The 23,743-nt window shown below is 59.3% G+C and carries 15 protein-coding genes and 1 pseudogene; 12 read left to right on the top strand and 4 right to left on the bottom strand.

The features are described from left to right. The first annotated feature begins 18 nt into the window (after positions 1-18). Positions 19-525 carry a flavin reductase family protein gene (locus ACNA0J_RS07130; protein WP_415817862.1) on the top strand — a complete coding sequence of 169 codons (507 nt, stop codon included), beginning with the start codon at positions 19-21 and terminating at the stop codon, positions 523-525. 110 nt (positions 526-635) lie between these two features. Here the strand turns inward: ACNA0J_RS07130 and guaA are convergent, their stop codons facing one another. Beyond that, positions 636-2,228 carry a glutamine-hydrolyzing GMP synthase gene (guaA, locus tag ACNA0J_RS07125; protein ID WP_415817860.1) on the bottom strand — a complete coding sequence of 531 codons (1,593 nt, stop codon included), beginning with the start codon at positions 2,226-2,228 and terminating at the stop codon, positions 636-638. Positions 2,229-2,317: 89 nt separating this feature from the next. Beyond that, the gene (gene guaB / locus ACNA0J_RS07120) at positions 2,318-3,778 is read right to left on the bottom strand and encodes an IMP dehydrogenase (protein ID WP_415817857.1); all 1,461 of its coding nucleotides are present in this window, start codon (positions 3,776-3,778) and stop codon (positions 2,318-2,320) included. A 164-nt stretch (positions 3,779-3,942) separates the two neighbouring features. On the opposite strand from guaB, the gene ACNA0J_RS07115 reads away from it, so the two are divergent. After that, the gene (locus tag ACNA0J_RS07115; RefSeq protein WP_415817855.1) at positions 3,943-4,575 is read left to right on the top strand and encodes a DUF2239 family protein; all 633 of its coding nucleotides are present in this window, start codon (positions 3,943-3,945) and stop codon (positions 4,573-4,575) included. An 18-nt stretch (positions 4,576-4,593) separates the two neighbouring features. Here ACNA0J_RS07115 and ACNA0J_RS07110 read toward each other — a convergent pair whose 3' ends face one another. Continuing rightward, positions 4,594-4,827 carry a putative hemolysin gene (locus tag ACNA0J_RS07110; RefSeq protein WP_415817853.1) on the bottom strand — a complete coding sequence of 78 codons (234 nt, stop codon included), beginning with the start codon at positions 4,825-4,827 and terminating at the stop codon, positions 4,594-4,596. A gap of 261 nt (positions 4,828-5,088) precedes the next feature. On the opposite strand from ACNA0J_RS07110, the gene ACNA0J_RS07105 reads away from it, so the two are divergent. From ACNA0J_RS07105 to ACNA0J_RS07060, 10 genes and pseudogenes are all read left to right on the top strand, one after another. Continuing rightward, positions 5,089-6,069 (top strand): LysR family transcriptional regulator, encoded by a 981-nt coding sequence (locus tag ACNA0J_RS07105; RefSeq protein ID WP_415817851.1) that lies wholly within the window; start codon positions 5,089-5,091, stop codon positions 6,067-6,069. Then, positions 6,066-7,535 (top strand): NAD(P)-binding domain-containing protein, encoded by a 1,470-nt coding sequence (locus ACNA0J_RS07100; protein WP_415817849.1) that lies wholly within the window; start codon positions 6,066-6,068, stop codon positions 7,533-7,535. The genes ACNA0J_RS07105 and ACNA0J_RS07100 overlap by 4 nt, the downstream gene beginning before the upstream one ends. Next, positions 7,532-8,512, top strand: a complete 981-nt coding sequence (locus ACNA0J_RS07095; RefSeq protein WP_415817847.1) for an ABC transporter permease — start codon at positions 7,532-7,534, stop codon at positions 8,510-8,512. The genes ACNA0J_RS07100 and ACNA0J_RS07095 overlap by 4 nt, the downstream gene beginning before the upstream one ends. After that, complete coding sequence (locus tag ACNA0J_RS07090) at positions 8,509-9,411, top strand: ABC transporter permease (protein WP_415817845.1); 903 nt, start codon at positions 8,509-8,511, stop codon at positions 9,409-9,411. The genes ACNA0J_RS07095 and ACNA0J_RS07090 overlap by 4 nt, the downstream gene beginning before the upstream one ends. Next, the gene (locus ACNA0J_RS07085) at positions 9,408-10,415 is read left to right on the top strand and encodes an ABC transporter ATP-binding protein (protein ID WP_415817843.1); all 1,008 of its coding nucleotides are present in this window, start codon (positions 9,408-9,410) and stop codon (positions 10,413-10,415) included. Before ACNA0J_RS07090 ends, ACNA0J_RS07085 begins: the two co-directional genes overlap by 4 nt. Beyond that, complete coding sequence (locus ACNA0J_RS07080) at positions 10,412-11,431, top strand: ABC transporter ATP-binding protein (RefSeq protein ID WP_415817841.1); 1,020 nt, start codon at positions 10,412-10,414, stop codon at positions 11,429-11,431. The genes ACNA0J_RS07085 and ACNA0J_RS07080 overlap by 4 nt, the downstream gene beginning before the upstream one ends. A gap of 47 nt (positions 11,432-11,478) precedes the next feature. Beyond that, the gene (locus ACNA0J_RS07075; protein ID WP_415817839.1) at positions 11,479-13,050 is read left to right on the top strand and encodes an ABC transporter substrate-binding protein; all 1,572 of its coding nucleotides are present in this window, start codon (positions 11,479-11,481) and stop codon (positions 13,048-13,050) included. Further along, complete coding sequence (locus tag ACNA0J_RS07070) at positions 13,047-14,444, top strand: acyl-CoA thioester hydrolase/BAAT C-terminal domain-containing protein (RefSeq protein WP_415817837.1); 1,398 nt, start codon at positions 13,047-13,049, stop codon at positions 14,442-14,444. The genes ACNA0J_RS07075 and ACNA0J_RS07070 overlap by 4 nt, the downstream gene beginning before the upstream one ends. A 17-nt stretch (positions 14,445-14,461) precedes the next feature. Beyond that, a pseudogene (locus tag ACNA0J_RS07065) lies at positions 14,462-15,579 on the top strand (CMD domain protein). A gap of 153 nt (positions 15,580-15,732) precedes the next feature. Next, positions 15,733-16,566: a class I SAM-dependent methyltransferase gene (locus ACNA0J_RS07060; RefSeq protein ID WP_415817835.1), complete on the top strand. Its 834-nt coding sequence runs from the start codon at positions 15,733-15,735 to the stop codon at positions 16,564-16,566. A gap of 538 nt (positions 16,567-17,104) precedes the next feature. Here ACNA0J_RS07060 and ACNA0J_RS07055 read toward each other — a convergent pair. Next, the gene (locus ACNA0J_RS07055; RefSeq protein WP_415817833.1) at positions 17,105-23,743 is read right to left on the bottom strand and encodes a two-partner secretion domain-containing protein; all 6,639 of its coding nucleotides are present in this window, start codon (positions 23,741-23,743) and stop codon (positions 17,105-17,107) included.

The following is a 23,743-nucleotide window of genomic DNA, read 5'->3' as shown; positions in this document are numbered from 1 at the left end:
TTCAGAATCCCAATCCATATGTCATTTGCTAGTACCGCTATCGAGCCATCGCGCTTTCGCGAAGCGCTCGGGCACTACGCATCCGGTATCACGGTGATTACATCGTACGTCGATGACGAGCCGGTTGGTTTCACTTGCCAGTCGTTCCATAGCGTGTCCATGAATCCACCGCTGGTGTCATTCAACGTCATGGCGAGTTCGTACAGCTATCCCAAGATTCGCCAAGCAGGTCGTTTCGTGGTCAATATCCTGTCAAATGCGCAGGTCAGGATTTCCAATCAGTTCGCTCAACGAGGCGCGGCGAAGTGGCACGATGTCGAATGGCGCCCATCGCCACTGGGCAATCCGATCATTGCCGGCTGCCTGCACTGGCTCGACTGCGAAATTCACGCCGAACATACCGCGGGCGATCACCTGATTGTGATTGGTGAAGTGAAAGCGTTAAACAGCCAAGAAGCCGTTGCCACGCAGCCGCTGCTGTATTTCAAAGGGCAATATTGCAACCTGGGCGTATCAGCCGGGTGAACACGGCCCCCTTCAATAAAGACGCGATAAAAAAATGCCATTGACCGTGCAAAATACACGATCAATGGCATTCGCTTAGCTGAATGAAATCAATTAGCTAGAAAGTGATCTCACTCCCACTCGATCGTCGCAGGCGGCTTGCTCGACACGTCGTACACGACTCGATTCAGCCCACGGACTTCATTAATGATCCGCGAGGAGACCTTGGCCAGCAATGCATGTGGCAGCGGTGCCCAGTCGGCAGTCATGAAGTCGAAGGTCTGTACTGCGCGCAGCGCGACAACGTATTCGTACGTGCGGCCATCGCCCATCACGCCTACCGATTTCACCGGCAGGAACACTGCGAAAGCTTGCGAGGTCAGGTCGTACCAGTTCTTGCCGCTCGTCTCATCGATCGTGCTGCGCAGTTCTTCGATAAAAATCGCGTCGGCACGACGCAGCAGGTCCGCGTATTCTTGCTTGACCTCACCCAGAATACGCACGCCCAGGCCAGGGCCAGGGAACGGGTGACGATAGACCATCTGCGGGGGCAGGCCCAGGGCCACGCCGAGTTCGCGGACTTCGTCCTTGAACAGTTCACGCAAGGGTTCCAACAACTGCAAATTCAGCGTGTCGGGTAGGCCACCAACGTTGTGGTGCGATTTGATCGAAGTGGCTTTGCCGGTCTTGGCGCCAGCGGATTCGATCACGTCAGGATAGATGGTGCCTTGGGCCAGCCATTTGGCGTTCTTGAGCTTGCCCGCTTCGGTCTGGAAAACCTCGACGAACTCGCGGCCGATGATTTTGCGTTTGGCTTCGGGGTCGGCTTGGCCGGCCAGTTTGCTCATGAACTGCTCGGTCGCGTCGATATGGACGATTTTCACGCCCATGTTTTCGGCAAAGGTCTTCATGACCTGTTTGCCCTCGTCCAGACGCAACAAGCCGTGATCGACGAATACGCAGGTCAGCTGGTCGCCGATGGCTTTGTGGATCAGGGCGGCGGCCACTGAGGAATCCACGCCACCCGACAGGCCCAGGATGACTTCGTCGCTGCCGACTTGTTCGCGAATGCGCGCGACAGCCTCTGCCACGTAGTCGGGCATATTCCAGTCACCCTGGCAACCGCAGATGTCGTTCACAAAGCGGGCCAACATGGCCTTGCCCTGGACGGTATGCGTGACTTCGGGGTGGAACTGCACGGCGTAGAACTTGCGGTCTTCGTCGGCCATGCCAGCGATCGGGCAGGACGGGGTCGAGGCCATCAGTTTGAAGCCCGGGGGCAGCTCGGTGACTTTGTCACCGTGGCTCATCCAGACCTTCAGCATGCCGTGGCCTTCGGGCGTGGTGAAATCGGCCAGGCCGTTCAACAGCTGGGTATGGCCATGGGCGCGAACCTCGGCATAGCCGAATTCGCGATGGTCGGAAAAGCTGACTTTACCGCCCAGTTGCATGGCCATGGACTGCATGCCGTAGCAAATGCCCAGCACCGGCAGGCCCAATTCGAAGACGGCCGGAGGAACGGTCAACGAACCTTCGTCGTAGGCCGAAGCGTGGCTGCCCGACAGGATGATGCCTTTCAGGCCCTGTGCAGCCTGCTCACGCACAAAGGCGTCGTCGACATCGCCGGGATGGATTTCGGAATAGACACCTGCCTCGCGAACGCGGCGGGCGATCAGTTGGGTGACTTGCGAACCGTAGTCAAGAATAAGGATGCGCTGGTGCATGGAGACTCTGCCGGTTGGAAATAAAAGCGCACCGGCCAGAACCGCGGGAGTTCTGCCGGTGCGCGATGCATTGCATTGTACTGACTCGATCAGTCGGCGCGGTAGTTGGGGGCCTCTTTGGTGATCTGCACGTCGTGGACGTGGGATTCACGTACCCCTGCCGAGGTGATCTCGACGAATTGCGTTTTGGTGCGCATGTCGTCGATAGTGGCGCAGCCGCAATAGCCCATCGAGGCACGGATACCACCCACCAATTGGTAGATGATGGCCAGGACACTGCCCTTGTAGGGGACGCGGCCTTCGATGCCTTCGGGGACGAGCTTGTCGGCGTTGTTGGCCGGATCCTGGAAATAGCGGTCGGCCGAACCATCGGACATGGCGCCAAGGCTGCCCATGCCACGGTATGACTTGTACGAACGGCCCTGGAACAGGACGACTTCGCCGGGGGCTTCTTCGGTGCCGGCGAACATGCCGCCCATCATGCAGGCGAATGCACCGGCGGACAGGGCCTTGGCGATGTCGCCCGAGTAACGGATACCACCGTCGGCGATCAACGGCACGCCAGTGCCCTCGAGGGCACTGGCCACATCGGCGATGGCCGTGATTTGTGGCACACCAACACCTGCGACGATACGTGTGGTGCAGATAGAGCCCGGGCCGATACCGACCTTGACACCGTCAGCGCCATGATCAACCAACGCGCGCGCAGCCGCGGCGGTGGCGATGTTGCCGCCGATGACTTCGACCTTGGGGAAGTTTTCTTTGACCCAGCGAACACGCTCCAGCACGCCACGCGAGTGACCGTGCGCGGTATCGACGATGATGACGTCAACGCCAGCAGCAGCAAGCTTTTCCACGCGCTCTTCGGTACCATCGCCCACGCCTACGGCAGCGCCCACACGCAATTGGCCCTGGCTGTCTTTGTTGGCAACGGGGTGTTCGGTGTTTTTGACGATGTCTTTGACGGTGGCCAGGCCACGCAGCTCAAAGGCGTCGTTGACGATCAGCACGCGTTCGAGGCGGTGCTTGTGCATCAGGGCCTGAGCCTCGTCCAGCGTGGCGCCCTCTTGCATGGTAACCAGGCGTTCCTGCGGCGTCATGATGTTACGCAGCGGCTGGTCCAGGCGGTCTTCGAAACGAAGGTCACGGTTGGTGACAATGCCTACCAACTTTTTGCCCTCGACGACCGGCAGACCCGAGATGCCATGCTGACGTTGCAGACTGATGGCGTCCCGGACTTTCATGTCGGAGGTGACGGTGACGGGGTCAATGACGATGCCGAATTCGTGGCGTTTGACGCGCGCGACCTCTTTGGCTTGTTCGTCAGCAGACAGGTTTTTGTGAATGATCCCGATGCCGCCCTCTTGGGCCATGGCAATCGCCAGGCGCGACTCAGTGACGGTGTCCATGGCAGCGGACACCAGCGGGATATTCAGTTTGATTTTGCGAGTAAGGCTGGTGATCAGAGAGGTGTCGCGCGGCAACACCTCGGAATACGCAGGCACCAACAACACATCGTCGAAGGTGAGCGCTTTTTGAACGAGACGCATGGGGAACTCCGGGCGCAAAGCAAGATTATACGCGCTAGACAGTTTTTTACTAGGGGGTTTCCCTAGTCGATAGCTAAATTTCTAGTTGCAATATTTAACCCGGGTAATATTGATTATTAATTTTACCCGGCTAATAATTAAGCCACTAGACGGAAGGAGAACGTATGAATACGGTAACCAACGTTGTGGCCAATACTGTGGCAACCTGCACCGCCTTTGATGGCCATCGACGCATTGCGTCTGGCCCCCTGCCCGAGGTCGCGGTCGCCGCTCGCCGCGCTCATGACGAGCAGGCCACCGGGCCGGTACTGATCTATAACGACGCGACGGGTCAGGTCGTGGACGTGGATCTACGCGGCAGTAACGGTGAAATCATGGCGCGGCTGGCCCCGCCCTCGCCCGCCACTGAATCTCATGCGCCTTCTCCCGCTGAAGCGGCAGCGGCGCGCGGACGTGGACGCCCCAAACTCGGGGTCGTATCGAGAGAGGTCACCTTGCTGCCACGTCATTGGGAATGGCTCGCACAGCAACCGGGCGGTGCGTCGGTAGCGCTGCGCAAACTGGTCGATCAGGCCCGCCACGCTGACGGGGGTGCGACACAGCAACGCCAACAACAAGAAGCCGCCTACCGTTTCATGTCGTCCATGGCTGGCAATCTGTCTGGCTTCGAAGAAGCCACACGGGCGTTGTTCGCCCATGACCAGGCCCAATTCACGCAGCACGCCTCTGCGTGGCCGAGCGACGTGCGGCAGTACGCCATGCAAATGGCGTTCGGCGCTAAAGCAGACGCAGACTGATATACCGCTGTCCGTGCATTACGGGCGCGGATGGTCCCGTCGATATAGCTCCCATTCTTCGATCGTTTTCCCATCCGGCAGCGTGCAGATACCAACCTGTCCGCCCTGCCGGTCTTCGATCGTCAGCTTGCCGCCGAGCTCAATGCAATAAGCAGAAGCCGGGTTCGGCATGCCTACGGGCGCTGCATCACGATCAGGGCTAGAACATCCGGCCGCAACTAGTGCGGCAACGGCGATTCCGATCTTTTTCATTTGGCCTCCTGGTCTGGACAATTGAGTGTAACCATTCAGAAGAGAGACGTTATATCTAGCGTTTGCCGCCTGCGAGCCTTACCCCAAAACCCAACGGTGGACGACAGGCCACATAGAAGAAGTGGCGCAAGCCCCTAATATAACGAGAAATTATTAACAAGCAGGAGAAAACCCGCATTAGGGAATTTGCTTATGCCATTTAATTATTTGTATGTCGCATACTGATGGCTTCAAAATTCTGTTTTGGCATAAAGCAAAACGATGGAATTACGGCAACTGGAGGCCTTTGCGGCCGTCATGTCTACCGGTAGCGTGACCGCTGCCGGGCGTCTGCTCGGCCGTTCGCAGCCGGTCATCACCCGTTCGATCCAGGAGCTGGAGGCCGAAGTCGGCTATGCGCTGTTTGCCCGCAATGGCCCGCGCGTAACCCCGACTGAACAGGGGTTCCTGCTTTATGACGATGTCGAACGTGCACTGGTCGGCTTGAAACAGATCCGCCAACGTGCCGAGGAAATCGCCCGCGGCGATGATCGCCCTCTCCGGTTGGCTGCCACCTCAGCGCTGGCGACAGGCCTATTGCCTGCCGCACTGAAATCCATCGAAGGCCGCATAGCCACCGCTCGCGTTCAACTGCGCAGCATGTCGCCCGAACGCGTGCTGCACGATGTGCTGACCGGCGCAGCGCAACTCGGCGCGACCAGTTTGCCATTGGAGCACCGGGGCCTGACCGTGCATTGGATTGGCCAGGCCCCCTGTATCGTCGCCCTGCCGGCGAACGATCCGCTGGCTGCGCAACCGTCTTTATCTATCGATGACCTGATTGGCCGACGCCTGATTACCATGGCCAACCCATACCGCTTGCGCCGGCGTCTGGATCAGGCTTTGGCAAACCAAGGGCGCAGGGCACCCGGCCTGATCGAAACCAACTCGTCCGTCAACGCGCTCGCCGCCGTACGCGCCGGCCTCGGTCTGGCGGTACTGGAGCCCATCACCGTCTACGGCCTGCCCGTCGATGGCGTGGCGATCCGGACGCTGGATATCGACATCCCGTTTTTCTTCGGCGTGATCACGCCGCAATCGCAGCCCTCCCTGCCCGCAGTGCAGGCAGTTGCCGATGCCTTGGCCGAAACCGCTGCGCAGCTATTGCCCGGTTTTGTGCGTCACGAGGCGAGCGAGCATGGCGCATTGCTGCATTCGATCTACGGCGAAACCACTCCTGTTATGGATTCTTCTGCATCATGACTCTCATGACTCTCTCTGTCGACAGCCCACAACTGGGCCTCGCCGCATTGGAGGCGCGCCTGCGCCAAGACCTGGCCTGGTTAGAGCTTCCTGCCAAACGGTGGATGCCTTCGCGCACTATCGACGGCCAATCCGTCTTGGATGTGGCGATCATCGGTGGCGGAATGGCGGGTATGGCTGCATCGGCGGCGTTGAATCATGTCGGAATCGACGCACCGATTTTTGATCGCGCCCCCGAAGGATACGAAGGCCCCTGGGCCACCACGGCGCGTATGGAAACGCTGCGTTCCCCCAAGCAACTCACCGGCCCCGCGCTCGGCTTGCCTGCCCTGACGTTCCGCGCCTGGTTCGAGGCTCAGTTCGGTGCCGAGGCCTGGGAGGCCCTGGACAAGATTCCCCGTCTGCAATGGATGGATTATCTGCGTTGGTACCGTCGCGTGCTGGGACTGGATATCCGCAATCAGCATCACGTGCAGGCTGTGCGTCCCCGCGCGGATGGCGTCGTGCAATTGGACATCGCCTCGCCTGCTGGACCGCAAACAGTACTGGCACGCCGTGTCGTGCTGGCCACTGGGCGTGATGGCCTGGGCGGCGCGTATGTGCCGGCCTTTGCTCACAAACTGCCACGCGACCGTTGGGCGCATTCATCGGATACGACTGACTACACCGCTCTCGCGGGCAAGCGCGTCGGCGTGATCGGCGCGGGCGCCTCGGCCATGGATAGCGCAGCGACTGCCCTGGAGGCCGGCGCGGCCAGCGTCGATCTGTTGATTCGCCGCGATGACATTCCGCGCGTGAACAAGGGCAAAGGTTCCGGCAATGCCGGCCTGGTCCACGGACACCTGAGTTTGCCCGACGAATGGAAATGGCGTATCCGCCACTACATCAATACGCAACAAGTGCCGCCGCCTCGCGGCAGCACACTGCGTGTCTCGCGTCATCCGAATGCCCGCTTCAATCTGAGCTGTCCGATTCTGGACGTCGCGATGGTCGGCGACGAGATCCATGTCACCACGCCCAAAGGCGTGTTCGTACTGGATTTCCTCGTGTGCTCGACGGGCTTTCGTATCGACTGGACCGTGCGTCCGGAATTCGCCGCACTGGCGCCGCACGTCCGTGCCTGGGGCGATCGTTACACCCCGGCAGCGGGACAAGAAGACCAGGAACTCACCGACTCCCCCGACTTGGGTGCGGCGTTCGAGTTGCAAGAAAAAACACCCGGCGGCTGTCCCGGCCTGGACCGCGTGCATTGTTTTTCGTATCCGGCTGCATTGACCCACGGTACCGTATCGGGCGATATCCCCGCGATCAGCGACGGCGCCAAACGGCTCGCACAAGGCATGGCGGGACTGTTTTATCGCGAAGACGTCGAAACGCATTACGCCAATATCCAGGCGTACGCCGAGCCTGAAGTCTTTGGCGACGAATGGGTGCCTGCCCCAGGCGTACAGGAGCCGGTTCAATGATTGTCTGGCTTTTTCGCCGCCTGGCCCAGGCGTTGGTGGTCGTGCTGTTGATGACGTTGATCGTCTTTGTCGGCCTGCATGCCATCGGCAACCCGATCGATATCCTGATTGGCCAGGATGTCGATCAGGTCGAGCGCGCACGCATCATTGCGCAGATGGGGCTGGATCAACCTCTCTGGCGTCAGTATCTGAGCTTTTTGAGTGGCGCCCTGCACGGCAATCTGGGCAATAGCTTTGTCTATAACATCCCGGCCATTGAATTGATTCTGGACCGTATGCCGGCGACCTTGGAGCTGGCATTTGCGGCGCTTTTTCTGGCCGTCGTGATCGGCGTGCCGCTCGGTTTGTTCGCGGGCCTGTATCCCGAAAACCCGATCTCGCGTTTTCTGATGGCAGGCAGCATCGTCGGTTTTTCCTTGCCGACCTTTTGGGTCGGCCTGATGTTGATCATGGCGTTCAGCGTTTCGCTGGGCTGGCTGCCGGCGAGCGGCCGCGGCAGTACGGTGGAATTTCTGGGCGCTCAATGGTCCTGGCTCACTGCCGACGGGCTGCGCCATCTGATTCTGCCCGCGGTCAATCTGTCGCTGTTCAAAATTTCCCTCGTCATTCGCCTGACTCGTGCCGGCGTACGCGAGGTGCTGCCGCTGGACCACGTAAAATTCGCCCGCGCCAAAGGCCTGTCACCGGTGCGCGTGGTCTGTGTGCACGTGCTGCGCAATACGCTCATCCCCTTGGTCACCGTGCTGGGCCTGGAGCTAGGGTCGACCATTGCATTCGCTGTCGTGACGGAAAGTATTTTCTCGTGGCCCGGCGCTGGAAAACTGATTCTGGACAGCATCAATGCATTGGACCGTCCCGTGATCGTGTCGTATCTGGTCGTGATTGTCTGCCTGTTTGTCACCCTGAATTTAATCGTCGATATTTTGTACAAGCTGTTGGATCCTCGAGTTCGCCTCGACGCGGAGGCTGCGCAATGAGCACGGCTATCGCCCCCTTGCGTCAAGAATCGCCATGGCGCCGCAATCTGGCAGAGTTTTTCTCGTCCAAGATCGCGGTATTCGGCCTGGTCGTTGCGACCCTGCTGATCCTGGCCGCGATCCTGGCCCCGTGGATTACGCCACAAAATCCCTACGACCTCCTGCAACTCGACGTGCTGGATGCGCGCCTGCCGCCCGGTTCGGAAAACGGCATGGGCACCTTTACCTATTTGCTGGGTACGGACGGCCAAGGCCGGGATTTGTATTCCGGCATTTTGTACGGGCTGCGCATCAGTCTGATGGTGGGCATAGGCTCGGCATTGATAGCGGGCATACTCGGCACCCTGCTTGGCCTGCTGGCTGCGTACGCAGGTGGACGCGTCGATACGCTGATCATGCGCGTCGTCGACCTGTTGCTGTCATTCCCCTCGATCCTGGTGGCCATGATGATCCTGGCCTACCTGGGTAAAGGCGTCAGCAACGTGGTGTTGACCCTGGTGATCTTGGAATGGGCCTACTATGCGCGCACCGCACGCGGACAGGCGCTGGTCGAGCGTCGCCGCGAATACGTCGAGGCTGCGCGCTGCCTGGACATCCCCAGTTGGCGCATCATGATCAAGCACATCCTGCCCAACTGTCTGCCGCCGCTGATTGTGATCGGCACTTTGCAAATTGCGCGCGCCATCACGCTGGAGGCCACACTCAGCTTTCTGGGCCTGGGCGTTCCCGTCACGGAGCCCTCGCTGGGCCTGCTGATTTCGACTGGTTTCCAATACATGCTGTCTGGTGACTATTGGATTAGTTTTTATCCTGGCATTGCCTTGCTGATCACTATCGTGGCCATCAATCTGGTCGGTGACCGCCTGCGCGATGTGTTGAATCCGAGGACCCACAAATGACGGCTGCGCACCACTCTGCTGGTGGCCCGGCCACCTTGGAAGTGCGTGATCTACGCACACATTTTTTCACCCGCGCGGGTGTCTTGCCTGCTGTCGATGGCGTCTCGTTCAAATTGGAACGTGGCCGCATCCTCGGCCTGGTTGGCGAATCCGGATCAGGCAAATCCGTCACGGGTTTCTCGATCATGGGGCTCGTGGACGCCCCGGGCCGCATCGTGGGCGGCGAGATTTTGTTCCAGGGACGTGATCTGACCCAGCTGTCGCCACGCGAGTTGCGCAAGCTGCAGGGCAATCGTATCGCGATGATTTTTCAAGATCCGATGATGACGCTCAACCCGGTCCTGCGGGTCGATGCACAAATGATCGAGGCGGTACGTGCCCACAACAACATGTCCAAGGCGCAAGCGCGCGAACTGGCGCGCGACACGCTGGGCATGATGGGAATTCCCAGCCCGGAAGACCGGCTGCGGGCCTATCCGCATCAATTGTCGGGCGGCATGCGCCAACGCGTCGCCATTGCGATTGCGCTGCTGCATCGTCCTGACCTGATCATCGCGGACGAGCCCACTACCGCGCTCGACGTCACCATTCAGGCCCAGATTCTGTCAGAGGTGCAAAAGCTCGCGCGCCTGCACGGCACGAGCCTGATCTGGATCACCCATGACCTGTCGGTGGTCGCCGGCCTGGCGGATGAGGTCGCAGTCATGTATGCCGGGCGCATTGTCGAACACGGACGTGTTGACGATGTGCTCGACGCCCCGCTGCATCCCTATACCGCCGGATTGATCGGCAGTTTGCCGGGCAACAATCTGCGTGGCCAGCGGCTGCGCCAGATCCCCGGCATGACGCCGAATCTGCTGGACCTGCCCGCCGGCTGTGCATTCGCGGCCCGCTGCCCGCGTGCGGGCTCGGCCTGTAGTGAACGCCCTGAATTGACTCAACCCGTTTCGGAACGCCTGGTGCGCTGTTTTTACCCAACCCTCACCGCTGCGGAGGTCGCATGAATACGGCCTCCTCCGCACAGACGCCGATGATTGAACTGCGCCAAGTCAGCAAACGCTTTGGCGAACGCAAGATCGGGAAAACCGAACGCGTACTGCAACAACTGCGTCTATCGCGCCCGCCGTCCATCACGCATGCCGTCGATGGTGTCGATCTGATCGTGCGTCCCGGCGAAGTCGTCGGCCTGGTTGGCGAGTCCGGCTGCGGTAAATCCACGCTGGGCCGCATGGCAGCTGGGCTGATGCCGCCGTCCGCCGGCGAGGTCTGGTTTGATGGTATGCCGCGTCATCAGATGAATGCCCAACAGGCCCACCGCGCGCGCCTGAAAGCTCAGCTGATTTTTCAGGATCCATATGCCAGCCTGAACCCGCGCCTGCGCGTAGACCAGATCGTCGGCGAAGCAGCCCTGATCCACGGACTGACCAGCCGCGCAGAGATGGATGACTATGTCAGTGCGCAAATGCAGCGTGCTGGACTGGACCCCGCGTTGCGTCAACGCTATCCGCACCAATTCAGCGGCGGTCAACGCCAACGCATCGGCATCGCACGCGCCCTCGCCGTGCAGCCCTCGATGCTGATCTGCGACGAAGCCGTCGCGGCGCTGGATGTCTCGATCCAGGCACAGATCCTGAACCTGTTCATGGATCTGCGTGAAGAACTCAACCTGACCTATCTGTTCATCAGCCACGATCTGGGCGTAGTAGAACATCTGTCCGATCGTGTCGTCATCATGTACCTGGGACGCGTCGTCGAAAGCGCGCCGGCCGAAGACGTCTTTCGCCGTGCGAACCATCCCTACACCCAGGCGCTGCTGGCCGAAATCCCGCGCATGAACGCGCGCCATAAAACCTTTACCGCCATCCAGGGCGAAATTCCCAGTCCGCTGAATCCGCCCTCCGGCTGTCATTTTCATCCGCGATGTCCGCATGCGATGCCTCGCTGCAAAACCGAAGTCCCGACGCTCAAAGGCATCGCCATTAACCATATGAGCGCCTGTCACTTGAACGACGGGAAATAATCATCCCGTCAGCCGTTGGCTCAACATTAATACACGGAACTGCAACCATGAAGCGTCTGATCCTGACCACGTTAACCTCTGCTCTGATGGGCCTGTCGGCCGGCGCGATGGCCGAAGACCTGAGCATCGGCTTTGCCGACCCCCTCTCCTCGCTCGATCCCCAGCTCAACAACCATGCGGGCGACCGCTCGGTAGCACTGCATTTTTGGGACCTGCTGGTCGAAAACAAGTGGAACAAACTGCAGCCAGGCCTGGCACTGAGCTGGAAACCGCTCGATGACAAAACCTGGGAATTCAAACTGCGTCCCAACGTGAAATGGCAAGACGGCCAGCCGTTTACCGCCGACGATCTGATTTACTCGTATACCCGCGCGCGCAACGTGCCGGGCAGCGTGGCAACCTATGCCGGCTACCTGCGCACCATCGAGTCGATGGAGGCTCCTGACCCCTTGACGTTCATCGTCAAGACGAAAGCGCCGAACCCCGATCTGCCGCTGAATCTGGCATCGATCCACGTCGTCAGTAAACACGTTGGTGAAAAATCCGCGACCGAGGACTACAACTCGGGCAAGGCCATGGTCGGCACCGGCCCCTACAAGTTCGTCTCATACACGCCTGGCGACCGCGTCATCATGGAACGCAACGACGGTTACTGGGGCGAGAAACAGCTCTGGGAAAAGGTCAACTACCGCTACATCAACAACGCCGCCTCGCGTACCGCTGCCCTGTTGGCTGGCGATGTGGACGTGATCGACAAAGTCTCGGTGTCGGACCTGGCGAAGTTGAAGCAAGCCCCCAACGTCAGCGTCTATCCGTATGACGGTCTGCGTGTCATGCTGCTGCAGCCCAGTTTCAACTCGGCGGCAAACCCGTACATCACCGACAACGCCGGTAAACCACTACCGAAGAACCCGTTGCTGGACCTCAAGGTTCGCGAGGCGCTGAATCTGGCGATCAACCGCAAGGCGATCGTAGACCGCATCCTGCAAGACGCGGCGACCGAGGCCAATCAATGGATGCCGAAGGACACCTTTGGCTATAACCCCGACGTCAAGGACATTCCGTACGACGCGAAGAAAGCCAAGGAACTGCTGGCCGAGGCGGGTTATCCGGACGGCTTCAACCTGACGATGCATGTACCGAACGACCGCTACCCGCAAGGTCCCGAGACGGCCCAGGCTGTCGCGCAGTTCTGGACCCGTATCGGCGTCAAGACCAAGGTTGAAGTCATGCCGTGGGCCGTATATTCGAGCCGCGCGCGCAAAAATGAATATGCCATGACCATGCTGGCATGGGGCAACGGCACCGGCGAAGCCAGCTACGCCCTGGTCAACATCCTGGCCAGCGTATCGCCCGAGAAAGGCCTGGGTGCCTCGAACTGGGGTTACTACAGCAATCCCAAAGTCGACGCGGACCTGGTCAAGGCCACCTCGGAATTTGATGTCGCCAAACGCGAAGCCATCCTGCGCGACTCGGTCAAGATCGTGTCCGAAGACGTGGGCATCATTCCGCTGTACCACTACAAGAACATCTGGGCCACGCGTAAAGGCCTGAAAGTCACGCCCATGACCAGCGATCGCACCGCTGCGCAAATGGTCACCAAGGTCGACGCGAAATGAGCCAAGCGACGCTTAGTATCTCTCCTGTCGATGACCTGATCGATGTGCCGCGTCAGATTCGTGTGGAAAAGCTGACGCCGGGACAAGTGGTCGAGATATCGACGCGCACCGTTCGCGACGCCGTAGCCTGGACCAGCCAGGCGCAGTTTCGTGCCGACGAAAACGGCATCGTCGATCTGACGCGTGACGCACCGGTGGCGGGTTCTGGCAGCTATGACGAGGTCAGCCCGATGGGACTGATCTGGTCCCAGGCCCCGGAGAGCGCCAGCCGTAATGTGTTCAATACGCCGGTAACCGAGCCCCTGGTGACGCAAATCAGTGTGCGCGGTACGGACGTCAGCCTAGGTGGTGAATTGGTGCAACGCCTGGCCGCCGACGGCGTGACTCGCCGCGAGGTGCGCGAGGACGGGCTGGTCGGCGTGCTGTATTTGCCGCCCGGTCCCGGACCTCACCCTGCCGTCATGATTCTGAATGGCTCTGGCGGCGGCTTCAACGAGCCGCGGGCCGCGCTGTATGCGTCGCGCGGCTACGCGGCGCTGTCGTTGGCGTATTTCAAAGCGCCTGGCTTGTCGGACTATATTTCGAACACGCCGCTCGAATATTTCCAGACTGGCATGGACTGGATACGCCGTGAGCTGAAACCCGCCCATGATTTTGTCGCCATCAGTGGACAATCCCGTGGCGGCGAACTCGTGCTGCTGTTGGGCGCCGCATTCCCCGAGGCCGTCTCGGCCGTGGTGGCTTATGTGCCCGGCGCCGTGGTGCACAGCGGCCAGAATGCCTGCGACCCGAAAATCGGCCGCGAAGGCCCCACCTGGCTGCTGGGCGGCAAACCCGTACCCCATGTCTGGGAAGGCAATCGCACTGCGACCTGGGCGCCTTTTGACGAAGGCCCCGCCCCCCATCGTCATGAAAAGGCCATACTGACCGCGCTGCAAGACCCGGAGGCCGTCGCACGCGCACGCATTCCGGTCGAGCGCATCCAAGGCCCTGTCATGCTGCTGTCGGGCACTGAAGACGGCTCTTGGCCATCGACGCTTTACTCGCGCATGGTGCGCGATTCGCTACGCGAGGCCAATCATCCTTATCCCGTGCAATGGCTGGACTACGAGGGCGGCGGTCACACGATCCTGTTCCCGTATGTTCCCACGACACAGCTGGTCTATGCGCACCCCGTCTCGGGCCGCATCAGCACCAGTGGCGGCAGCCCCAGCCCGAATGCGCGCGCCGATGCCGAATCATGGCCCGGTGTGCTGGCGTTCCTGCGCGACGCAGTCGCAGCCCGCGCCAGTGGTACCGCCGGCAAGGCTAGCGCCAAAGCCGCACCAGTGATCAAGGCCGCCAACGCAGTCGCCGCCGCCATCGACGACGCTACCGTTGCCGCGAAAAAGTAATTCCAGGAGGTCGACACATGGAAACACAAGCATCGAAAACCTACGATCCCGCCAATGACTTGGTAGATCGCCTGGCTGGCCTGACCCCGGGCAGCAAAACCTACGAAACCCGTCATCAACGGGCCAAGGTCGCCGCCGCGACTCAGGGTAGCTATGACACGTTGTTCGCCCCTGAATTACCGGGCCTGTCGCTGGTCGAGCGCCTCCTGGTCGCACTGTATGCCAGCCGTCTGACGCCCTCGGCCGAGCTCGCCGCACACTACCGCGAACAACTGCAGGCTGCAGGCGCCGAGAATTCGCTGATTGAGCTGGCCGAACAAGGCGAGCCCGGCAATGCGCCCACGCCGCGCCTGGCTGCCGTATTGACCTTTACCCGCAAGCTGATCGAAAAGCCCGTCGAAGGTGACCGCGACGCCCTGCTGACGCTGCCGCAAGCTGGCCTGTCAACGCCCGAAGTCGTCACGCTGTCGCAACTGATCGCCTTTCTGTCATATCAAGTGCGCCTGGTCGCCGGTCTGAAAGCCATGAAAGCCCTGGAGGAATCCGCATGAGCCGCATCATCAAATCGCATGGTTTCACCAACGAGACCCTGGGCTGGGATGCGTGGCTGGACATCGTCGACGTCGAGACCGCGACCCCCGAGCAAATCGCCGTCCTCGAGGAAAGCCATCCCCAGGCCAAGGTCTCTGACTACTACCTGTTCTTGATCCATCAACCAGAAATCCTGCGCCAACGCTCTGCGGCGTTCAATGCCATCATGTACGCCCCCGGCGGCATGCCACGCGCGGAACGCGAGCTGGGCGCCACCGTAGTCTCGCGCATCAATGGCTGCGTGTATTGCGCCTCGGTGCACGCCCAACGCTACACGCAACTGGCCAAACAAGACGCCGTCATCGAGCAAGTTTTCGACAACCCGCATACTGCTGGCACCACGCCGCGCGAGCAGGCTATCGCGAAGTTCTCGATCGACCTCACCGAGCGGCCCGGCGAGATTTCCGCTGCTGATATCAAGGCGCTGAAAGACGCGGGGCTGAACGATGCAGACGTGCTGGATCTGCTGCATTCGGATGCGATTTTTGCCTGGGCGAATCGGTTGATGCTGAATCTGGGGGAACCCGTATTCCCGGCGCAGTGACGCAGGCATTCCTCTGGTAAAGACAGAATGCGGCACATCGCGGTGTGCCGCATTTTCATTGAGGGCAGCCCCAATACTCAAACGCCCCTGCGGGCAATGACCGATTTTCAGTAAACTGACGTATTCCACGCCCTGTCAGCACGCCTTTTCCCGATGTCCCCTGCTCCCGAAATCCGCCCCGGTCAATCCGTCGAACTGCTCAAGGAACTGCATATCCTGACGCGCGACGGCAAGATGAACCAGGACAGCCGCCGCAAGCTAAAACAGGTCTATCACCTGTTCCAGTTCATCGAGCCGCTGCTGCAAGACGTCAAGAAAGAACGCGACGCAGTCACCCTGGTCGATCATGGCGCGGGCAAGTCCTATCTGGGTTTTATCCTGTACGACCTGTTTTTCAAGACATTACACGATCAATCGCACGTCTATGGCATCGAGACACGTGCAGAGCTGGTCGAGTCGTCCAAGGCGCTGGCCCAGCGATTGGGGTTCGGCGGAATGTCATTCCTGAATCTGTCGGTCGCAGATTCCATTACCTCGGATCAATTGCCCGAGAAAATAGATATCGTCACGGCGCTGCACGCCTGTAATACCGCGACCGATGACGCTATTCATTTTGCATTGGCCAAACAAGCCAAATACATCGTGGTCGTCCCCTGCTGCCAAGCCGAAGTCGCCGCCGCCCTACGCAAGAATAAAGCCCGCGCACTAGCGGATCCGCTGGCTGAAATCTGGCGCCATCCGCTGCATACTCGGGAGTTTGGCAGTCAAGTCACCAACGTGCTGCGTTGTCTGCAACTCGAAGCCCATGGGTATCAAGTCAGCGTCACGGAGCTCGTTGGGTGGGAACACTCGATGAAAAATGAACTGATCATCGCGCAATACAAGAACCTGCCGCGGCGCAAGCCTGCGGAGAGATTGCATGAAATTCTGGATCGAATTGGGTTGCCGGAGTTGAGGGAGAGGTTTTTTACTGAGGAGTTGGTTTGAGGTCCCTCCGGCCTAAGACGGCTAGGACCGCTCTCTTCGACTGCGCACGACACCTCACCAATATCACCTTTTGACAACTAGCTACCAGCAATTCCCCAACCCATACATTACTCCCACGGCTCGCCCGCTCGAGCACGGCATGCCGGGTGTGCACGGGATATTTCGTTGTCAAGACATCGACCAATATATTCGTACTTCTTCCGCAACATGCAACGCTGAATGCTGTAAAACTCCGCTTTCGATTCAGCATTAGACTGCTCCGATGTTCGACGCCTTCCGTTCGGCAACGGGACAAGTCCATACTGCCCGCCCGACGATCCCCCACACGCCATCCAGTCCTGGAGGCGGGCCTGCTCCGTTGTACCGCTGAGGCTCCAGTCGTCAATCATTTTTCCTGGGTTCGTTAATCGGTCATACGCCTCTTTATCGCAATAAGCGGCCGGCAGAGTCAGGCTGCAGATATTCCCCTTCGAATTGATATAGCAGCCTGCCAAAAACAACACGCTCGCTATAACGGATAAGTATCGAACAAGTTTTTTCATTTTTTCAAATTCAACAGAGTATCTATAACGTGCCAAGCTTCTGGAGAGAGGATTTCCGACAGAGCAAAGGGCGTCGCGGGCACCAACGCCACACCACTCCATATTTCATAGAGCGTCCTTTTTGTTGGTGTCATCCCACGTTGAGCGTTTCCTTCTGCGTCGTACAGACCACTTACCGTTCCACCGATAACATCATGTGTCCCGGCATAGGCCTCGTGAAACAAATCGAGAACTCCACCCTGACGATAAGACTTACCGCCAAGCGTTCCCTCTCCGCCTTGAATACCTCCTGTAAATCCAGACATATCTGCCCCCTCCGCAGTTAGAAGAAACTTGGCCAATGACATTTGAGCCTTTTCAGGATCAAACTGGACCATTCCACTCTCATGTAAATCGAGAATGGGAACTCCTCTTTCGTCCAGAATGTCATTTCTATTGGCATCTTTCTGAACCTTACATCGCTCATTAACCCTACCGCACAGGATGTCAAGGTCTAGACGTACTCCCGCCGCTTTGACCTCATCCTGTCGAATCCCCGCGCTTTTACCACTCTTGTTATCCAGCGTAGTTACGCCATCGGTAATCCCCGCAAACTTCCTCGAATCCGCGATGGTGTATTCCCGCATTCGATCTGCCGCCTCTGACAATCCCGCTTGAAGCGCCGCTACATCGGCAGAACCGGTTAATGCGCCTACGATGACGTTCAAGATGCGTTCTTGGGTGTTCAGCTCGCTGATCTGTTGCTGTAGTGCTTGTTTCTCCTGTTCATCGGTTTTCTCACTGATCTGCTGGCGCAGCGCTGCGCGTTTTTCGTCGGTGTAGGATCGGATGGTCTGGCTGGTCTGTTGGGTGAAGGCTGCAACGATTTCGGCTTCGGCGGAGACTTTGGCTCGCAGCTTTTCGGGGTCCCAGGTTTTGCTTAAGCCTCCAGCATCGTCGCCGGTTTTAATCTCTTGGTTTAGGGTGGCCAGCAGTTGCTGGGCAGTCTTTCCGGTCAGGGCGCGCTGTTTTTCATGGTCGGTGATCGTGACCGTCGCGCCGCTGATTCCGCTCTTTGTAGTGCTGCGCTCGTTGCCGCTGGTTTTACTGAAGCCTGGGGCTAGCGCTGACGTGTCACGACCTATATTTTGGGCAGCCCATGTGTAGCCGGCGCCTGCGACGGTTGTTGCTTTGCCAGTACTGGCGGAGGCTTTGATTCCGTCCGGGTTATTGCCGGCACCGATGGCATTTGCATCAGTGGCGCCGTCTGCCTTGCCGTTCGCTTTTCCATTGCCCTTGCCGGCCGATTCTTTATCGCTACCGCTAACGCTGAATCCGCCCGCCAAGGCTACACCACTCGCCTTGTAGTCGCTGTGATTCTCGATGTCGCTCACAGTCAGCGTACCGGTGCTGATACGATTTACCCCGGCCTGTACTGCCTCCGCGGTGCTGGCAATCACCGCGCCTTTCAGATTCGTGTTGCCTTTGACGTGCACATCAAAGCCCGCATCGCCTGCCTGGATGCCGCTTTGTTCGCGCACGCTGGCAAAATCGCCTTTGACCTTGTCTTGGGCATAGCTGGCACTGCCTGCAAAACCCGCTCCGACGACGACGCTGCCACCTATGTTTCGATGTTTGCTTTCAAAGGTGCTGGTGTCCTGCAGGCTTTCAATGCTCAGATTGCCTCCGACCTCGGCCACCACCTGTTTCCCACTGGCGACCGCGCCTTGCACGTTGGTGTCAGCGCCTGACTGCAGTGTCAGTTTCTGGCCTGCCGTGACCTTGGTATTCGTCATGGTCTTGTCTCGGCTATTGGCCTTGCCTTTCGCATTGGTGGCACCCGCTACTGCTCCTATGCTGGCCCCGTTCGAACCCAACGACACAGCTACGCCAATCGATGAGCTCGATCCGCGACTCTTGTGCTTGGTGTCTACGGTGTTCTCCGCCGCTTGCAAATTGATATTGCCTTCGGCGTTCAGCTGCGTGTTGCCACCGGCAGATAATCTGGAACCTTTCACGTTGATATCTGAGACCTCGCCTGCGCCTTCGGCCAGGATGGTCAGGTCCTTGCCTGCAGCGACTGTGGATCCGGCAGCAGTCGAAGCAGCACGCTCAGTCTTGCTGGATTGCTTATTCTTACCCACGTTAATGCCAATCTGGATACCGCCCAGTTTGTCCAGGTCTTTCGCGCCTTCGGTAGCTTCCTGCTTTTGCACAGCATCCAAAGCGCTGATGGCCTCCAGTCCGGCCGCCGCCACTGCCAGGCCTTTCATCAAGGGGTTGTCTGTTTTATCTGCAGTATCAGCCGCGCGCCCAATAGCCTGCATCCCGTTTACCAAGGGATTGTTCACGGTCACGCTCACCCCGGTCTGCTTGATTTCGAATGACTCTTGCTTGTGATGGGTGTCTTGCGCGGCACCTATGGTTACTTGCTGGCCGGCCAATGTGATGTTTCCCTCGGGCGCAATGATGGTGCTGGCCGTCACGTTCACGGCTTGGCCAGTGCGTATCGTGGTGTTTCCCTTGAGGCTGCCCAGGGTACTGGGTGTATTGCTTTGCGCCGACTCCTGTATCGAATGCGTCTGCTTGCGTCTGCCGACACTCATACCGCCAGTCGCGCCTACACCTGATTTCTTGACTTTCTCAACACGACTGGAGTCGGACTGCCTACGGCCTGGATCGATATTGACGTTGCCCGCCGCGGCAATATCCAGATGCTGCTGCGCGCCCACATTCGAGCCTTGCACGGTCACATCCCGGCCAGCAGAGATCTCGACGTTCTTTCCCGTCAGGGTCGAGGCATGGGGCTGCTTCCACTGGGTGGAGACGGTCGTGTCCTCTGTCTTGGATGACAGCAGGCTTTTTTTCTTTTCGCGGTATTGATCTTTTGCTGCACCGCTGTCTACTCCCGCCTGCAATATGACATCGCGCCCGGCATTGACGATCAGTTGCCGTTGGGCGTGGATCTCCGCAGCGCGCGCGCTGACGTCTTGCCCCGCCGCGATCGCCAGGTCTCCCTTGGCGCTCGCACCTGACCCGATCACCTTGTTAGTACTCAACTCGTGACGCTGGTGTGGCCCGCTCGAGATGGTTTCCCTGTGCTGCGCAACAAGTTCATCCAGCCGAATATCGCGTCCGGCTTGCAGACGCGCATTGCGCTCGACAGACACCTGCGCAGCCAACAGGTTGATATCGTTGCCCGCCTGCATCAACAGATCATTCGCACTCACGCTGGACACACCCGATAAATGGGTGCCCCGTGTAGCGCCGAAATCGTCGGATGTCTCGGCCGAAAGCAAATTGATATTCTGCCCGGCACGCAACGCGACCGTGTCGCCCTGAATCCGTGCGGCGAGGTTGCTCAGATTCTCGCGTGCGGCCAAATCGATGCGGCGCGCCTGGATCTGGCCGCCGGAATGGTTAATGATATTCAACGCATTGACCACCGTCGCATCGCGCGCACCAATAGTGCCGCTATTGATGAGGTCCCCTTGCGCCGTCAGATGCGTGTTGCGCCCGGCTATCAATGTGCCATACGTCTGAGATGCGTCTTGCCGCGCCGGCAACTGCACCTTGGGCGCCAGGGCTGTGCGCACTGCGCCTACGGGCAGATCGAACGGATCGCTTGCCACGATGGCCTTATAAGGCGCACGATGTGCTTTGCGATCACTGCTGCGTGCCTGGGTGAATGTCGCCTGGCCCTCTCGGGTGACGGTACGCCAACCCGTGGCGCCAATGTTGTGAATAGCAGGACCATCCACGGTCAGTTTGCCGCCAGCGGCGATCTGGCTTTTGTCGTTGGTGACTACCCCTTTGAGGTTAAGCGCGCCAGCCGCAAAAATACGACCCGGGTCGCTGCGAACCGTGCGGGTCTGCGTCAGGATCTCATTGACTTCGTAGAACGTAAAGTGTTTGACCAGTCGATTGAGAAAGTCCCGGTTGAATGCTTTGATACGCGAGTCCAACGCCAGATGGCGTGCCTTGTAATCTTTGTAGGCTGGGGTGGCTTCATAGGTTTTTCGCTGCTGCTCCAGCGACTGAGACTTACGTGAATTGGATTGCGGGCTGGGTTTCCAGGCCGGCAATTCGCCAGCAGGCGGCTCGACGCCGAATACCGACCAGATCTTTGCGTCACGGGAATAACGGAACCGCTCAGGCGTCGGACGGCACTCGCGGCCTATGCATTGGCGCCCCGCAGGAGTGTGAGTCAATGCGATGGGGCTGGATATCCCTGCTCTACCCCGTTCATTAGGAGCATAGTCAAAGGGAGGCCCATAGCGCGCCGCGGGATATTTTGCGGATGGTAGCAGCAGTCTGCGTTCCGGATCATCGTTGAGCCACTCGGGGCGCCGGCTACAACCGCGCGTCACCGTATCGCATAGCCAATGGCTGGCGGCGTCGTACATAGTCGTACTGCCTTCGGGCGTGAAGTACACCTTGGGCTTCGATGAAACCTGCACGGTCTCCGAAACGAAGTTCGCGTTCTGATTGTGAATCTGGCTCGCCGCAATCGTGATGGTGCGGCCAGCCTCTATTGTGGCCGAGATGTTCTGCACTTGATCTGCCTGCCCGGCGACTCGCTTGGCGGCATCGATCGCTCCGCCGACGCGCAGATGGTCCTTGGCATAGAGGACGGAATGATGGCGATTGGTCAAGGAACCAGCGCCCACATTGAGATTGCCACGCGAAGCAATGAGGGCCGAGCCCTTCGGTCCCGCATCATTGACCAATGTGCCAGCGCTGATCGACACGCCGTCGCCGTAAATGCGGCCGCGGTTATGCAGCTGCCCGGCGCTGATGCGTGTCACATGCGCATCAATCAGGCCTGCGTTTGTCATGGTCTGTGTGACGTCTATCGTACTGTGACGGCCCGCCAGCAGCTCGCCGGTCGCCGTGTTGTTCAGCGAGTCCGCTTTGATTCGTAGATCACGGCCAGCAGTCAGGCGAGTTTTGTTGACCAGGGCGCCACCCAGATCCAGACTAAAATCCCGCCCTGCGGTGAAATTGCCTTGTGGCGTCAGAGATCCGCTATGGGTAAAAGCCAAGTCGGTGCCCGATCGCAACCATCCCAGGCCGTCCAGGCCCTTGGCGTGCACAGTCAGTTGTTGGTCTGCAGCGATCGTGCCCTGTCTATTTCGCAGATCCTGCGTGTCAATACGCGTATTACGCTGCGCGGCAATCTGGCCAGACGGATTCTTGAGGTCTTCAGAAACGAGGACCAGGTCATTGCGGGCATGAATCGCACCCTTGGCGTTATTGACTTGAGCCACGCGTATATCGACGGTTTTAGCCGTGACACCTGTGGCGAGAGGTGTAGGCCGCGCAGCTCCGGACGACGCGGAAGCAGACTCAACAGATGCAGTCGCACCAGCTGAAGCCGTCGAAACCTGCGCCAACGCGGCCGTCTGATTCACGTCCAGCGTGTCGTCATTACTCAAGCTGACTGCCGACAAACGGAGCGTGTTATCCGCCAGCATCAACCCTTTGCGATTATCGATTCTTCCTTTGACCGCCGCCGTGAGACTGCCTCCAGCCAAGGTACCGCCATGATTGTTCAACTGGCCAGCCTCAAGCCGGTGATCACCTGCAGCGGCGATTAATCCGCCCGCATTGAGCAGTTCACCTTGAACCTGCAGTGTCGCGGGGCCCGCAGCGGTAATTCTGCCCTCTTGATTGCGCAACGTCTGGGCGGATATCTTGACGCTAGAGCCGTGTAGTACCGCCTTGCGCGTATCGAGTTGACCGGATACGTTCAGTGCCAAGGTTTTCTTTGCAGACAAGGTCGCATTCGGCACGATACGGACGTCGCCCGCGGCATTCAGACTCAGATCACCGGTGAGAGCCACGAGGTTCCCTGCGATGTTCACGCCCACGCCCGCCTCAGTACCGATGAGCCGTATACTGTTTGCATACATGCCCCCCAAGGCCGCCGTGTCTAACGCGAACTTGGGCACGGGGCCTTGGCCTGCGAGCGCACTGGCTTTTCCGCTATCGGCATCCACCCGCGCAGCTCCCGCGGCCACATTCAGGTGATCTGCCCATACTCCCGCATTGATCGCCAGCGCACGAGCAAACAGATCGACCTGGCGGACCTGCGTGCCGTCCAATCCCTGGCCCTCAATCGATATTTTTCCCGCTGCCACATCCAGCGCAATATTACCTTTAGGCCCAATCGCTGGACGGCCTGTGGTCAGTGTCGCGCGAGTGGCATTCAAAAAACCACAGCCATTGCAGGTAATTCCTGCTGGGTTCGCGACTATCACGTTGGCGTGATGGCCTGCTACCTCAAGCATTCCGCGCAATTGAGACGGATTGGGCGCGGTCACCTGATTCAAGATCGTAGTCGCGCGCTGATTACCCAGCATGGGATTGCCGGCAATCTGGCCGGCAATCTGCGTCTGGCTCGCACCACCGCTGTTGTTCAGCACCGCGCCAGAGGGGCCGACATTGAAATGTGTAAATCGGTTGAGCGATACACCAGCCGCCGAGGGCGGCACGATCTGAATAACAGGCACCCCATGACTGGTGCCCACGACGGGCTGAGCCCCGCCGACACTCTTGTCTACGGTAAGCGGCAACGTCTGCGCCACGACAGCTGTCCAGCAGGGCGCAGACAATACCCCCAACAGGATCCGGCGAATCTTTCTGTTCAACAT

This window comes from Bordetella tumbae, from assembly GCF_965139195.1.
Lineage (GTDB): Bacteria > Pseudomonadota > Gammaproteobacteria > Burkholderiales > Burkholderiaceae_B > Bordetella_A > Bordetella_A tumbae.
The sequence above is the reverse complement of the archived record's forward strand: the minus strand, read 5'-3'. Positions and strand labels throughout refer to the sequence as shown.